13 protein-coding genes are annotated in these 14,123 nt (G+C 37.5%); 11 read left to right on the top strand and 2 right to left on the bottom strand.

Annotated elements, in window-relative coordinates:
- Nucleotides 1-23: 23 nt before the first annotated feature.
- From prfB to cccB, 4 genes are all read left to right on the top strand, one after another.
- A protein-coding gene (gene prfB / locus H9650_RS02660) for a peptide chain release factor 2 (protein WP_144538236.1) occupies nt 24-1,125 on the top strand; the annotation gives its coding sequence in 2 pieces (ribosomal slippage) (nt 24-95 and nt 97-1,125; 1,101 coding nt in all).
- Nucleotides 1,126-1,175: 50 nt separating this feature from the next.
- Complete coding sequence (locus H9650_RS20735) at nt 1,176-2,672, top strand: methyl-accepting chemotaxis protein (protein ID WP_191696479.1); 1,497 nt, start codon at nt 1,176-1,178, stop codon at nt 2,670-2,672.
- 241 nt (nt 2,673-2,913) lie between these two features.
- Entirely contained in the window at nt 2,914-3,741 is an 828-nt protein-coding gene (locus H9650_RS02650) for a YitT family protein (protein ID WP_144538237.1), read from the top strand.
- Between the two features lie 50 nt (nt 3,742-3,791).
- Nucleotides 3,792-4,142: a cytochrome c551 gene (cccB, locus tag H9650_RS02645; RefSeq protein ID WP_144537655.1), complete on the top strand. Its 351-nt coding sequence runs from the start codon at nt 3,792-3,794 to the stop codon at nt 4,140-4,142.
- A gap of 111 nt (nt 4,143-4,253) precedes the next feature.
- Here cccB and H9650_RS02640 read toward each other — a convergent pair whose 3' ends face one another.
- Nucleotides 4,254-4,805: a 2'-5' RNA ligase family protein gene (locus tag H9650_RS02640; RefSeq protein WP_144537657.1), complete on the bottom strand. Its 552-nt coding sequence runs from the start codon at nt 4,803-4,805 to the stop codon at nt 4,254-4,256.
- A gap of 729 nt (nt 4,806-5,534) precedes the next feature.
- Here H9650_RS02640 and ftsE point away from each other — a divergent pair.
- The 7 genes from ftsE (at nt 5,535) to H9650_RS02605 (ending at nt 12,161) form a co-directional block, all read left to right on the top strand.
- Nucleotides 5,535-6,221: a cell division ATP-binding protein FtsE gene (gene ftsE, locus H9650_RS02635; RefSeq protein WP_144537659.1), complete on the top strand. Its 687-nt coding sequence runs from the start codon at nt 5,535-5,537 to the stop codon at nt 6,219-6,221.
- Nucleotides 6,211-7,098 (top strand): permease-like cell division protein FtsX, encoded by an 888-nt coding sequence (ftsX, locus tag H9650_RS02630; RefSeq protein WP_144537661.1) that lies wholly within the window; start codon nt 6,211-6,213, stop codon nt 7,096-7,098. The genes ftsE and ftsX overlap by 11 nt, the downstream gene beginning before the upstream one ends.
- Before the next feature lie 28 nt (nt 7,099-7,126).
- Nucleotides 7,127-8,434 carry a murein hydrolase activator EnvC family protein gene (locus H9650_RS02625; RefSeq protein WP_144537663.1) on the top strand — a complete coding sequence of 436 codons (1,308 nt, stop codon included), beginning with the start codon at nt 7,127-7,129 and terminating at the stop codon, nt 8,432-8,434.
- Between the two features lie 142 nt (nt 8,435-8,576).
- Nucleotides 8,577-9,155, top strand: a complete 579-nt coding sequence (locus tag H9650_RS02620) for a redoxin domain-containing protein (RefSeq protein WP_144537665.1) — start codon at nt 8,577-8,579, stop codon at nt 9,153-9,155.
- Nucleotides 9,156-9,227: 72 nt separating this feature from the next.
- On the top strand, nt 9,228-10,649 hold the full coding sequence (locus H9650_RS02615; RefSeq protein WP_151110834.1) for a S41 family peptidase: 1,422 nt from the start codon (nt 9,228-9,230) through the stop codon (nt 10,647-10,649).
- An 82-nt stretch (nt 10,650-10,731) separates the two neighbouring features.
- Complete coding sequence (locus H9650_RS02610; RefSeq protein WP_186318114.1) at nt 10,732-11,901, top strand: PDZ domain-containing protein; 1,170 nt, start codon at nt 10,732-10,734, stop codon at nt 11,899-11,901.
- A gap of 8 nt (nt 11,902-11,909) precedes the next feature.
- Nucleotides 11,910-12,161 (top strand): CsbA family protein, encoded by a 252-nt coding sequence (locus tag H9650_RS02605; protein WP_144537668.1) that lies wholly within the window; start codon nt 11,910-11,912, stop codon nt 12,159-12,161.
- Nucleotides 12,162-12,890: 729 nt separating this feature from the next.
- On the opposite strand, the gene H9650_RS02600 is transcribed toward H9650_RS02605, so the two are convergent.
- A complete protein-coding gene (locus tag H9650_RS02600) occupies nt 12,891-14,099 on the bottom strand; it encodes a M20 family metallopeptidase (protein WP_191696478.1) in 1,209 nt (402 codons plus the stop codon).
- Between the last annotated feature and the right edge of the window lie 24 nt (nt 14,100-14,123).

Below are 14,123 nucleotides of genomic sequence, written 5' to 3'. Positions count from 1 at the left end.
ATATTCGGAGGAACAAAAAAATGATAGAAATTTCAGTTGTAAGAAATGAATTAGACCGTACAGCCGGTAAGTTAAAAGACTTTAGGGGGTCTCTTTGACTTAGAAAACAAAGAGGTTCGTATTCAGGAATTAGAGGAGTTAATGACTTTCCCGGATTTTTGGGATGATTCTCAAGGAGCTCAAAAGGTTATTAATGAGTTAAATGGTTTAAAAGGAATTGTTGAACAATATTATAATCTTGTATCTACACAAGAAAATCTGGAAATGACTCTTGAATTATTGAAAGAAGAGCCAGATGAAGAATTACAAGAAGAGCTTGGAAAAGAGTTAAAAGAATTCACTACTGCTCTAGAAGAATTTGAACTTCAATTATTACTAAGTGAAGAATATGATAAGCACAATGCTATTTTAGAATTGCATCCTGGTGCGGGTGGAACAGAATCACAGGACTGGGGTTCCATCCTTCTACGTATGTATCAGCGTTGGGCAGATAAACGCGGCTTTAAGGTTGAGACAATTGATTACTTACCTGGCGATGAGGCTGGTATTAAATCCGTTACCTTACTGATTAAGGGTCATAATGCTTACGGTTACTTAAAAGCAGAAAAAGGCGTTCATCGTCTTGTCCGTATATCTCCTTTCGATTCATCTGGTCGCCGTCATACATCATTTGTTTCGTGTGAGGTTATGCCAGAGTTTAATGATGAAATAGAAATTGAAATTCGTACAGAAGATTTAAAAATAGATACGTACCGTGCAACAGGTGCCGGTGGTCAGCATATCAATACAACTGACTCAGCAGTTCGAATTACTCACTTGCCGACCAACACAGTAGTAACTTGTCAAACGGAGCGTTCACAGATTAAAAACCGTGAACACGCAATGAAGCTTTTAAAATCTAAGCTATACCAATTAAAAATTGAAGAACAGGAAGCACAGCTTGCTGAGATTCGTGGAGAGCAAAAAGAAATCGGATGGGGTAGTCAAATTCGATCTTATGTATTTCATCCATACTCAATGGTTAAAGACCACCGTACGAATGAGGAAAGTGGAAACGTCCATGCGGTTGTAGATGGTGAAATAGACCCATTCATTCATGCTTACTTACGCTCCAAAATAAATTAATAGACGGTAAAAACTCCCATGTTATAATACAATTACATGGGAGTTTTTATGTGTTATTTCATAATGGGAATGGAGAAAAGGAAATGAATATTAATGAGTTGAAGCAGAAAGATCTATTAAGAAAAAATACCATACTTTATATTGCTTATGCATTAGCAGCTGGATTAGGGCTATTAGTGCAAGTTATGATGCAAGCGAAAACTGCAATTATTATTTCAATAGGTATACCCTTTGTTGCTTCTTTTATTTTTTACTATTTAGCTAGAAAATCGATGAATATTGCCAAAATGTTTCCTTATATTATTATATTGGCTACCGCAATTACTGCAGGTAGTACAGCTTATTTCAATGTAATCAGTATAGCGACAATTATTTTAGCATTCTTCGTCCTTATATTAAGTAGTATCCATAATGATCGTTTCGTTTTTGTATATGGTTTTGTTTTATCAATTATTGCCATGTCTATAAATGTTATAAGGGATGAGCCAAACTTATTTGATGGGCAAACAGTAAATGTGTTCTTTATACATTTTATAATGGCATTGGGTATCTATTTACAGGTTACTCAAAGTAAGTCTTTGTTCTCAAATGTAGAAAGATTAATGGGTGAAGCCGCTCTTAAAGCTAAAGAAGACAGCCTTCTTAACGATAAATTGGAAAATGCAGTACATATCATTACTTCAAATTTAGAACAAATTCGTCAAAGTACACAATCTGCTAATATAGCTCAACAGGAAATGCTTATTGCAGTAGGGGAAGTCAGTAGCGGGGCTCAACGTCAAGCTGACAATGTAGCTGATATTGTCCATAATACAGAAGCTACATCTAGCTCAGTGAAAGAAATGGCTATTAACTTAGAGTCGATAGTTCAGAAGGCAGAAGTAGCAGGAAAAAACGCTTCAGATGGGTCACTGGTTATGGAGGAAATGACGAAAGACATTAATCAATTTACAATCTTTTTCGAGGAATTAAACCAAACGTTTCAAAATCTTTTTGAAAAAATTACTGAAACAAATCAGTTTGCCAGTGACATTCGTCAAATTACAGAGCAAACAAATCTTTTAGCATTAAATGCATCTATTGAAGCTGCACGCGCTGGAGAACACGGTAAGGGATTTGCAGTAGTAGCTGAAGAAATACGAAAACTAGCTGGTGTAACCAATCAAACGGTAGAGAAAATAGATGATAATCTAAACAATGTCAACAAGTTTAATGAGGCAGCTCTGCAAAAGCTTGAAATAGGTTTAGCACAAATTCACAATCAGTCAGAAACAGCTGAACAATCTAACAAATCGTTCAAAAATCTATTTGAAACGATGAGCTCACTTCAACAGTCGTTGGCAATCTATTTAAAAGAGATTGATACGATTGCAAAAAACAGTGAAGAAATTAACATAAGCACTACTGAGTTTGCTGCAATTATCGAGGAAAGTACGGCAACTGTGGAGGAACTAAATGCGACACTAGTAAATATTACAGAGGATCAGCTAGCCATTGCCGATTATATTGAGGAAACCTATAAGGAAGCACAGTCCATTAATAACTAATCTATTATGTTTAAACTGCGTATCTAATTAATTTTAGAAACGCAGTTTTTATGTATGATTTTATTTAACTATATAGTACATACTAATCAAATCAATCTATTAATACGTCATCTTGCTGAAGTTCACAAAAATGTCTTCTGTTGTTATACTATTTCAGGTTGAATAAAAGTATTTACATGAAAGAGGAATTACGATGACTACAACGACAAATAATAGAGTTCATAAAGAAATGGCTCCATGGATGGTACAAGCGAGAGATTATTTTTACGTCATAATAGGAGCAGCAATAATAGCTCTTGGCTTTAACGTATTTTTATTGCCGAACCAAGTAGCCTCCGGGGGAGTTAGTGGAATAAGTACGATATTAACAGGAGTATTTGGCTGGGAGCCAGGACTTGTTCAATATGCTTTCAATATTCCATTATTTATAGCAGGTTTAATATTTCTTGGAGCAAGGTTTGGTATCAAATCATTAGTAGGAACCTTAGTGCTACCAGCTGTTGTCTTATTAACAGCAAGCTGGGAACCATGGACATATAATCCATTGTTAGGCGCTTTGTTCGGTGGAATCACAGTAGGGCTTGGATTAGGAATTGTCTTCAGAGGTGGTGCTTCCACAGGTGGAACGGATCTAGCTGCTCAAATTATCACAAAGTACACAGGTTTTTCATTAGGAAGAAGTGTTTTACTTATCGATGGCTTAATTGTACTGAGTGCAGCAGTAGTATTTGATATAGAAAAGGCTTTATACGCGTTGATTGGGTTATTTGTTACAACAAAAACGATAGATATCGTGCAGCTAGGATTTAGCCAATCTAAAATGATTTATATAATTACGAATAAACAGGATGAAATAAGGGAAGCTATATATAAGGAGATTGATCGAGGTGTGACGAAGCTTCCTGCCTATGGCGGATATACCAATGAAGAGAAATCTATCCTTATGGTGGTGGCCTATCAAACAGAGTTCACAAAGCTGAAACAAGTAGTCCAAATCATTGACCCCACTGCGTTTGTCATAGTTTCTGATGCCTATGAGGTATTAGGAGAAGGTTTTAAAAGGTACTAAATTTGGTATAATAAGATTGCAATTCCATAATGTTGAGGGAGGTTAAATTAATGAACAAAAAATTACTAGCTGTCATCTTTGGAGCAGGTCTAATGCTTGCTGCTTGTGGTGGTGGAGACGATGAAGCAAAAGACACTTCAACAACTGATGATGGATCGACTGGTTCTTCTGAAACTGCTTCTGTAGATGCAGAGAAGATTGTCAATTCTAAATGTATTACTTGTCATGGTGGAAACTTAGAAGGACAAGGTAGCTTCCCAGCAATTGCTGATGTAGGCTCTCGCTTATCTGAAGATGAAATCTTAAATGTTATTTTAAATGGACAAGGCGCAATGCCACCAAAAATCATTCAAGGTGAAGAAGCAGAAGCAGTTGCTGCATGGTTAGCTGAGAAAAAATAATCGATTGAACGAAAGCAGCTACTTGTAAAAGTAGCTGCTTTTTTGAATGATAAGAAAAGAATGTAGAAAAAAATATTTAGTAGTACATATGTAAAACTAATTTTTGAGAGGTCAATTGCTTAAAGAAATATCTAAATATTTTTCATATCTTTGCTTTTCATTGTTTAATTCATAAACTCTAATAAAATTAACTTCAAATTGAGGGTATGGTGTCAATTCTATATCTGCTAATCTTTCCATTTCTTTTAGTTCTTTTTTTGAGAGCCCAGTAGAAACGTTTCCACCATACTGTGCTTTCCCAAGAGTTAAGTGAGCTACAAAGTCATCGAGTTCAAAATACTGTTGTATTAAGACTTCTGATGGTGAAACCTCTTTTACTATTTTTTGATGCAATTCGTGTAAACTATTTGAGCGAACACTCAAATATAAAATGTTATCTCCAAAATACTTTGGCTTATCTAATGACACTTGAAAAGACTTAAAATCCTTACACGCTCTTTGTACTTTGTCTATCCACTTTTTATCTGCGGTTAATCCCCCTTGTGCTTTCAAAGTAATATGTGGCTCAACACCTAATTGGTTAATCCATTTACGTTGAAAATGCTCAATTCGTTCTAAATATTCTTCTGGTGGGACAATTCCTATAAAATACTCTACTTTCATTCTAATCCACTCCTATTTTTCTCCGTTTAAATAATTTTAGCAGAAATAAAACAGCCTTCTTAAAAGATAAGAAATAAATGAAGTAAGTACTACATGAATTCAAAGTATATATTTAAAATCGATCAATGACACACAACTTAAGAATGAGAGCATTTTCAGGAACTAAGATTTTGAGTTTGAAATTATTCAAAAGCATCCATTAATTATTAATTGTAGCGACAGGCGGGGCCTCAGTGGGATGAGTGAGACAGATATGCCATCATCTGACGCGGAAGCGACGGTGATGGCATATCGCTCACTCCTCGGAAAGCGGAAATCCAGTCTACTATTTAAAATATAACGGATACCTGTCCCTGTATGATGCTAAATACTCTCTTTTAAATGCTAGTAAATGACATATATTGAAGGAAATTAATGAAAAATAGTTTAAATAATCAGAGCAATATCACGAAATGTTCAATTTATTGGTTGAAAATAGACTTTACTGTAAAAATTTTCTCTTAATCGATTTTAAAGCAGGAGATTTGAATGAATGTGTAGAAATAAGGGGTATAGTCCTTTTGTAAGGGAGCATAAAATACCAAAAAAACTGAAAAATCGATAATTATTTAGTTTTTTTGACTATATTTACCTACAAATTGAAATCTAATTGTAACATTAACAAAGGTCTCAAGTGTTATAATAGGCATTGTTGTATTTAATCAAAGAAAGTAATTAGGTGGTATACAAATGATAGAAATGACTAACGTCTATAAAAAATATCCTAATGGTATTGTTGCTGCTAATGGGATTGACGTAGCAATTAAACAGGGTGAATTCGTATACGTAGTTGGCCCAAGTGGAGCAGGTAAATCGACATTTATCAAAATGATGTATCGAGAAGAACGCTCAACGTCAGGTACGATTGTAGTCAATGGTATGAACTTAGCTACATTAAAAAACAAAAATGTTCCTTACTTGAGAAGACAAATTGGAGTTGTCTTTCAAGACTTTAAATTACTCCCACGTTTGAATGTATATGAAAACGTTGCTTTTGCATTAGAAGTAATCGAGGAATCCCCTAAGATTATTCGTAAAAAAGTAATGGATGTGTTGGAGTTAGTTGGATTAAAAAATAAGGCAAGAATGTTCCCAACTGAGTTATCAGGTGGAGAACAACAACGTGTTTCGATTGCGCGTTCCATTGTAAATACTCCTAAACTAGTAATTGCAGATGAGCCAACAGGAAACTTAGACCCCGAAACATCATGGGAAATTATGAATATTTTCGAAGAGATTAATTCCCGTGGAACTACAATTGTTATGGCAACTCACAATAGAGAAATTGTAAACACAATTCGACACCGTGTTATTGTAGTTGAGGGTGGATTAATCACTCGAGACGAGTACGGAGGAGATTACGGATATGAAGGCTAGAACAGCAGGACGACACTTCCGAGATAGTTTGAAAAGTATTAGCCGAAATGGTTGGATGACCTTTGCATCCGTTAGTGCTGTAACCGTTACATTATTACTTGTAGGCGTGTTCGTCATGATTATGATGAATTTAAATAAAGTAGCCGATGATTTAGAACGAGACGTAGAGATAAAAGTTTACGTGGAATTGACTGCAGATGAAGCATCTGTCACTACGTTACAAGAAAATATAAAAAACATTCCCGGAGTTTCTGAGTTAACTTACGCTACTAAGGGAGAAGAATTAAAAAAGCTTGTTATGGATTTTGGAGAAGACCTTGAATTATTCGAGCAAGAAAACCCTTTACATAATGTTTTTTACGTAAAAGCAAAAAATCCTCAAGAAACTGAGAAGGTTGCGAAGGAGATCGATCAGTTAGACAACACTTTTGAGGTTAGTTATGGAGAAGGAAAAATAGAAAAACTATTTTCTGCCTTAAATATGGGTAGAAACGTAGGTATTGTACTTATTTTAGCGCTATTGTTCACAGCGATGTTCTTAATATCGAATACTATTCGTATTACGATAGTTGCTAGAAGAAGAGACATAGAGATTATGAAGCTGGTTGGAGCTACAAACTGGTTTATCCGTATTCCTTTCATATTGGAGGGTATGTGGCTTGGTATATTAGGAGCGATACTACCAATCACACTAGTTACGGTGCTTTACTATAATCTTTATAATGCATTGCAGCCTAAATTAGAATCAGGAAATTTATTTAATTTACTAGAGTTTTCCCCATTTATCTATCAGTTAAACGGCTTGATCTTGTTAATGGGAGTTTTAATCGGTGTATGGGGCAGTTTCATGTCTGTACGAAAATTTTTACGAGTATAAGCAGGTAGCTTGAAGGGAGCAGGGAGATTTGAGAAAACAGTCGAAATGGGTGCTGCGCATATTTGCAGTGGCAGCATCTGGAGCGCTTTTATTTAACACGCCAAGTGCTCTTGCCAATTCATTGAATGACCTTAAAAAAGAACAACAAAACATTCAAGAAAAGAAAAGTTCTATTCAATCAAATATTAAAGAAACTGAAACGAAGATTGATACAAATGAGTCCAAAATTGACCAAATTATGGCTCAAATCCAAGCGTTGGATAATGAAATTATGGCAACCGAGAAAAGTATTTCAGCAGTTTTAAGTGAGATTGAACAAACCACGACTGAAATAGAAGCTCTTAATGCTTCTATCGCTGAGCTAGAACAGAAAATTGCAGACCGTGATAAGCTTTTGAAAGAAAGAATTCGCGCAGTTCAAGTTAGTGGTGGATCTGTAAATTATTTAGATGTTTTACTTGGAGCTAATAGCTTCGTAGATTTTATCGACCGTTTTTCAGCAGTTAATACATTGATGGAAGCCGATCGAAAAATTTTAAAGGAGCAAGCGGAAGATAAAGCAAAACTAGAAGAGCAAACAGCAAGCTTAGAGAAAAAACTTCAAGAACAAGAAGATAGTAAAGCACAACTTCTTTCATTAAAAGCAAATTTAGATAACCAAAAATCTTCTAAGGGTACTTTGGTTGACCAGTTAGAGGCTGAACAAGCAAAACTTCTAGAAGATAAAGAGCAAATGGAAACTGAATATGAAGAAGTTTTAAACTTAGATAAAGAAATTCAAGATAAAATCGTCGCAGAACAAAAACGACAAGCAGAAATAGCTAGAAAAGCAGCAGAAGAGAAAAAGAAAAGAGAGGCTGCAGAACGTCAGCGTCAGCAAGCCGCTAGCGGATCTACAACATCTATCCCAGAAGTTTCTTCTGGTAACTGGACTAAACCTGCATCCGGTCGATTTACTTCTGGATATGGATATAGAATGCATCCGATATATGGCAAAGGCAAAATGCATTACGGAATCGATATTGCAAACAGCACAGGTACACCAGTAGTATCGGCAGCTGATGGCGTAGTTTCTTATGCATCACCTTTAAGCACATACGGTAATGTTATTATGGTTACACACTCTATTGATGGCCAAACTATTACTTCCTTATATGCTCATTTAAGCAGCATTAAAGTAAGCGTTGGACAAGTTGTTTCAAAAGGCCAGCATATTGGCGCGATTGGAACTACTGGTAACTCAACTGGACCACATCTTCACTTCGAAACTCATTTAGGATATTGGGAAGGCATGGCAAGTAACTCAGTTAACCCATTAAGATATATTTCTTTATAAAATGAAAAGACACTTCTATTACTTAGGAGTGTCTTTTTTTGTACACATTTATAACAAAACAAAAGGAATAGAATAGTATTCTAATTCTACTTATGCATATAATTAGAGTAATGATATTTAATAGGTAATATGGAGGTACAAAGTGAAGAAAATCATTGGGTTACTAATTGTTGGTTGTTTAGTAGCTATTGCTACTATATCCTTTGTCAAAGAGAATATCGATGAAAAAGCAGATCCATTTGAAGGGGAGCAGATGGGCACAGACCTTGCTGAAAACCCTGCAAACAAAGGCACTGGTAAAGGAGATATTGCTCCTGAATTTACTCTGACCACTCTGGCTGGTGAAGAAGTATCGCTTTCAGATTATAAGGGAAAAAAAGTTGTTTTAAACTTTTGGGCAACGTGGTGCCCACCTTGTAAGGCCGAAATGCCTCATATGCAAAACTATTATGAGGATATGGCAGAAGAAGCTAACGTAGAGATACTTGCGGTCAACCTTACGAAAGGTGATTATGGTATTGATAAGGTTAGTTCATTCGTGGATGATTATGGTTTAACTTTTCCTATCCCACTGGATGAAGAAGGGGAGATAGGAGATGTATATCAAGCGATTACTATCCCAACTACTTACATGATCGATACGACTGGAACGATACAAAATAAAATAGTTGGACCGATGGATGAACAAATGATTATAGATTATGTCAATAAATTAAATTAAGAATCTGATTTTTGGGCAAGTATTAAACTTCGTTTTTCTCACATATATTAGTGGAAAAGTAGGAGGTTGAATTTGCGCAAAAATCGGATTTTTTTATACGGCTTTATATTAGTTGTCGCATTAGTTTTAGGGTATTTATGGTTTTCAGGAAAATCACCTAAGGGTGAGGAGAGTGAGGTTAGTAGTAGCAAGGTCATTGACGAAGCTTATGACTTGATAAAGAAAGAAGCTGTTTTTTCTAAGAACGAGAAACTATTAGTGGAAGGTGCTATAAGAGGTATGGCTGATGCACTGGAGGATCCACATTCTTCCTATTTAACAAAAGAGGAAGCGGAGGCTCAGGAATCTTCTCTTGCAGAAGAGCGAGTAGGAATCGGTGTAGAAATTATGCAGTCTGGTGGTAAGTTTATCGTTGTTGCACCAATCAAAGATTCCCCAGCGTTTAAAGCGGGTTTAAAACCTCAGGATGAAATTGTTCGAGTAAACGGTGAAAGATTAACTGCTAAATCAATGGCGGAGTTAGTCCAACTGTTAAGCGGCGAAAAAGGAAGTAGTCTTAAATTGACGGTATATCGCCCAAGCGAGAATCGTCATGTGGAGTTACATATGAAACGAGACACAATCGCGTTGCATACTGTTTCTAGTGAGGTTTTAGAGGTCGATGGTAAGTCTATTGGAATCGTAACGATTTCTATTTTTGGAGAGAAAACAGCTGAAGAGTGGGAGAAGCAAACAAAAGCTCTAGTAGAACGTGGCATACACGGACTAGTTGTGGATGTCCGAGGTAACCCAGGTGGTTATTTATTTAGCGTTTCTTCTATTATAGGTACACTTTTACAAAACGGTAGCACATTTGCATATATGCAGGATTCCAATGGAGTTTTAGAAATGTTGAATACAGTAAATAAGGACACACCTTATCTCAACAAGGTACCAGTTGTTTTATTGCAAAATGGTGGAAGTGCCTCAGCAAGTGAGGTTTTAGCAGGGGCATTGAAGGATAATAACCGCGCCATGATCGTTGGTGAAACAAGCTTTGGTAAAGGAACTGTTCAAGAAACTCACCCATTATCTAACGGCGGCAAATTAAAAATATCTACACATAAATGGTTAACTCCTAAACAACAATGGATTCATCACAAAGGGATTGAGGCAGATCTGAAGGTGGAGCAAGACGAATTATTCGATATCGATATGAAATACTATCACGGTGAGTTCCAGCTTGGAGATTATGGTGAGGAAGTGAAGTACGTACAGCAAGTACTTGGGGGGCTTGGCTATAATGTGGCTCGCAAGGACGGCTATTTTGATGAAAATACATTAGAAGCAGTAGACAAATATCGTGAGACGAATAAATTGGAAGTAAATTCAAAGCTTGATGAGGCATTCTTTCAGAATATGACTAACACAATTAACAATTATAAGTCTAGAAAAGAGAACGATCAACAGTTACAAATGGGAGTAAGTTATATAATTCATAAGTTAAATAAATAACTTGATACAATAAACCTATACGGAAGTTCTCCTCGTTTGATACAATAATAGTTACACTATGTTACGAGCGAGGAGGATGCGTATGGTACAAGAAATATTAATAGAATTGGTAAAAGGAATAGGTCGATTCTTCCTTCATCCAGCCGTATATATTACGCTTCTTTTTTCTGTGTTAATCGGATATTTTCGAGTAAAAAGAGAGAGAAAACAGTTCCGAGCTAGAATTCTTTGGGGCTGGACAGAGGCCAAGCATTTCTTGTTAGACGGTTATGTATGGGCAATTATTATATCTGTTATAAGTGTAGCAGCGGGTTTAGTTGTACCTTCTTCATGGTTGATGGTCTATAGTGTATGGATGATTATTTTTGTGATACTCTTTATGTATCAGGCTGGTTCAGCGATATATGCAATCGCATTAGGAGCAGTTACTTTATATATCATGTACTTGTATGAGTGGTCCTTCGAATTATTTACATGGGATTTTATTGGACAAGATATATTTAGTGAAATGATCGTACCAATTGCTATTTTAGCAGGATTGCTATTAGTGGCTGAGGGATTCATCATTCAAAAGCATGGAGCAACTAATGCGTCACCTAAATTGGTAAAAACGGCAAGAGGTAGCGAGGCAATGGAATATGTAACCAAACGACTTTGGTTGTTACCGATTCTATTAGTCATACCGGGAGATGTTATACATACATATCTACCCTACTGGCCGCAGTTTACTTTAGGAGAATCAACGTTTTCTTTAGTATTGTTCCCATTTGTGATAGGCTTCCAACAAAAAAGCAGGCATTCGTTGGCAGAGAAATTTTTCCCTCACTATGGAAAAAGAGTTTGGCAGTTAGGAATAATAGTGACGGTCATCGCTGCTTTTGGCTATCTAGAACCACTTATAGCTATAATTGCGGTGGGATTAGGAGTTATAGCGAGACTATTAATATCTTATATTGAATATACAAAAGAGCGTAATGGTTCGTATGCCGTTTCACCTCAATCTAATGGAGTGATGATTGCAGGTGTGCTATCGGACTCTCCAGCAGAAAAGATGGGCTTAAAAATTGGAGAATGCATCGTTAAAGTAAATGGACAAAAAGTAACAGATGAGCAAGAGCTATACGAAGCCGTCCAAATCAATGCAGCACATTGTAGATTAGAAGTATTAGATCACAATGGAGAGCTACGATTGAGACAGCATGTTTTGTTTAGACACGATCATTACAGACTAGGATTAATCTTAGTAAGGTAGGAGAAACAATGGAAACTTTATCTATACCAACACAAGTGATACTGGCTATCGTGACACCTGCTTTATTAGTTGTGCTCTTTACTCGCATAACCTTCAACCGCTATGTTGCCCTATTACTAACTGTCGCGCTATTTGCAGCATCGGTCTATGCAGGATACACCCATCGTTGGTGGATATACATTCTAGATGCAGCATCCCTGACAGTTGGATTCTGGTATGCAAGCCATATGAAAGCACGCGACAAAAAATCCGCCTCTTGAAGGCGGATTTTTTATTTTGCTTTTGGTGAAAGGAATTGGGAAAGGGAAAGACCCACATCATAGTGCAAGGGATTTTGGTAAGTGCAAGGTTGTGAGTCATTACTGCAAGGTTTGAAGCGAATACCGCAATGTTTATAGTGATCTGTGCAAGGTTATGAGTGATTACTGCAATGTTTCCTTTCATCTGTGCAAGGTTAAAGTAATGTTGCAAAGCTATTAATTATCTTCATAAGGTTGGGGGGGAACCATTTGTAGATACTTGTTTATCTGCAACACTACTCATCAAACGCGCAACAGTTATCGTGAACTCTGCAACACTTTGGCAGAATGCGCAACTCTTCTCATCAAACGCGCAACAGTTTACACCGTTTGCGCAACACTTTGGGAGAAACGCGCAACAGTTGCTGTGAACTCTGCAACACTTTGGCAGAATGCACAAAACTTCTCATCAAACGCGCAACAGTTTACACCGTTTGCGCAACACTTTGGGAGAAACGCGCAACAGTTGTCGTGAACTCTGCAACACTTCTCAGCAAACCCGCAACGCTTCCTTTATGCGCAACAGTTTACACCATTTGCGCAACACTTTGGGAGAAATGCGCAACAGTTGTCGTGAACTCTGCAACACTTCTCACCAAACCCGCAACAGTTTGCTCCGTTCCCGTAACACTCTTAACAATCATCCCTACACACCACACTTTACCTACCTATTCTCTAACCGACTATTCATCAATTTCCACCGGTTTTCTTAGCTAGAGCTACTTCGTGGTCCTTGCGGATGTTGTGTAGCAATTCTGCATCTGTGAGGATGCGGTAGCCAGTGGAGGCTAGAGCTTTGGCGCCTTTGATGAGTGCCTCGTTACCTAGCTGGGATTTAGCTGCTTCCCGAAACTCGATTGTGTGACCAACTAAATCATCAGGGCCAATCTTGATATGCGGGTGGGCAGTAGGGACTGCGTAGCTAATATTTCCAGCATCTGTGGAGCCTTTTCCTTTTCGTTTTTCCGTATGCACGAATTCTCCCACTGCTTCTAATTCGGAATGTAGGATTTCGTCCAATTTTGAATTTAATACAAAGTCCTGAACCTCGTTTTGGAATCGCTCAATTCTTACCGAGGCACCGGTTGCTAACGCTGCGCCGTTAGCGATAGCATGAACCTTTTGTGCTACTTCCTCTGTATGTTTCCAGCTTTCAGCGCGGATATAAAAGCGGGCTGAGGCATAATCGGGTATGATATTCGGTGCATCACCTCCGTGAGTGATAATGCCGTGAATACGTATATTGCTTGGCAACTGTTGACGAAGGGCATTAATACCATTGAATAGCAGAATGACTGCATCTAGAGCGTTTATTCCTTGCTCTGGAGACCCGGATGCATGTGCAGCTTTACCGTAAAAATGAAAGTCTAGTGGATCTACAGCCAATGTCTCACTAGTTAAAGATGTTTTCCCGGAAGGGTGAATCATTAATGCGACATCTACATCCTTTAAGAAGCCATGCTTTACGAAGCTTCCTTTTGCACTTCCATTGGGGCCACCTTCCTCGGCAGGGGTTCCTAGTATGACCACGTTGCCACCTGTAAGGGGAAGTGCCTCTGCTAGAGCAATACCAGCTGCTACGCTAGTAGTGCCGATAATATTATGACCACAGGCATGACCGATGCCTGGAAGAGCATCATACTCGGCTAGATAAGCTACAGTAGGACCTTCTTTTCCTCCTTTTTTTATAGCATAGAAGGAGGTTTCATGACCTGCAACGGCAGTAGTTACCTCAAAGCCAGCGTCACGTAGCAACTTAATATGCTTGGCACTAGCAAAGAATTCCTGATTACCAATCTCCGGGTTAGCATGAATCTCCTGGCTGACTTCAATATACAGCTCTTTATTTTCCTCAATTGACTTAATCAGAAGTTCTTTCGGTTCTTTTACAATACTCATCTTTTTTCCTCCTTATATTTTCAT

The sequence above is a fragment of the Psychrobacillus faecigallinarum genome, from assembly GCF_014836595.1.
In the GTDB taxonomy this organism is placed as follows: domain Bacteria; phylum Bacillota; class Bacilli; order Bacillales_A; family Planococcaceae; genus Psychrobacillus; species Psychrobacillus faecigallinarum.
The sequence above is the reverse complement of the archived record's forward strand: the minus strand, read 5'-3'. Positions and strand labels throughout refer to the sequence as shown.

Bases quoted from the DNA above. Each gene is read 5' to 3' on its own strand.
- H9650_RS02650 (WP_144538237.1), top strand. From the start codon at position 2,914: ATGGTACAAGCGAGAGATTATTTTTACGTCATAATAGGAGCAGCAATA.
- H9650_RS02640 (WP_144537657.1), bottom strand. From the start codon at position 4,805: ATGAAAGTAGAGTATTTTATAGGAATTGTCCCACCAGAAGAATATTTA.
- ftsX (WP_144537661.1), top strand. From the start codon at position 6,211: ATGAAGGCTAGAACAGCAGGACGACACTTCCGAGATAGTTTGAAAAGT.
- H9650_RS02605 (WP_144537668.1), top strand. From the start codon at position 11,910: ATGGAAACTTTATCTATACCAACACAAGTGATACTGGCTATCGTGACA.
- H9650_RS02610 (WP_186318114.1), top strand. From the start codon at position 10,732: ATGGTACAAGAAATATTAATAGAATTGGTAAAAGGAATAGGTCGATTC.
- ftsE (WP_144537659.1), top strand. From the start codon at position 5,535: ATGATAGAAATGACTAACGTCTATAAAAAATATCCTAATGGTATTGTT.
- cccB (WP_144537655.1), top strand. From the start codon at position 3,792: ATGAACAAAAAATTACTAGCTGTCATCTTTGGAGCAGGTCTAATGCTT.
- H9650_RS02600 (WP_191696478.1), bottom strand. From the start codon at position 14,099: ATGAGTATTGTAAAAGAACCGAAAGAACTTCTGATTAAGTCAATTGAG.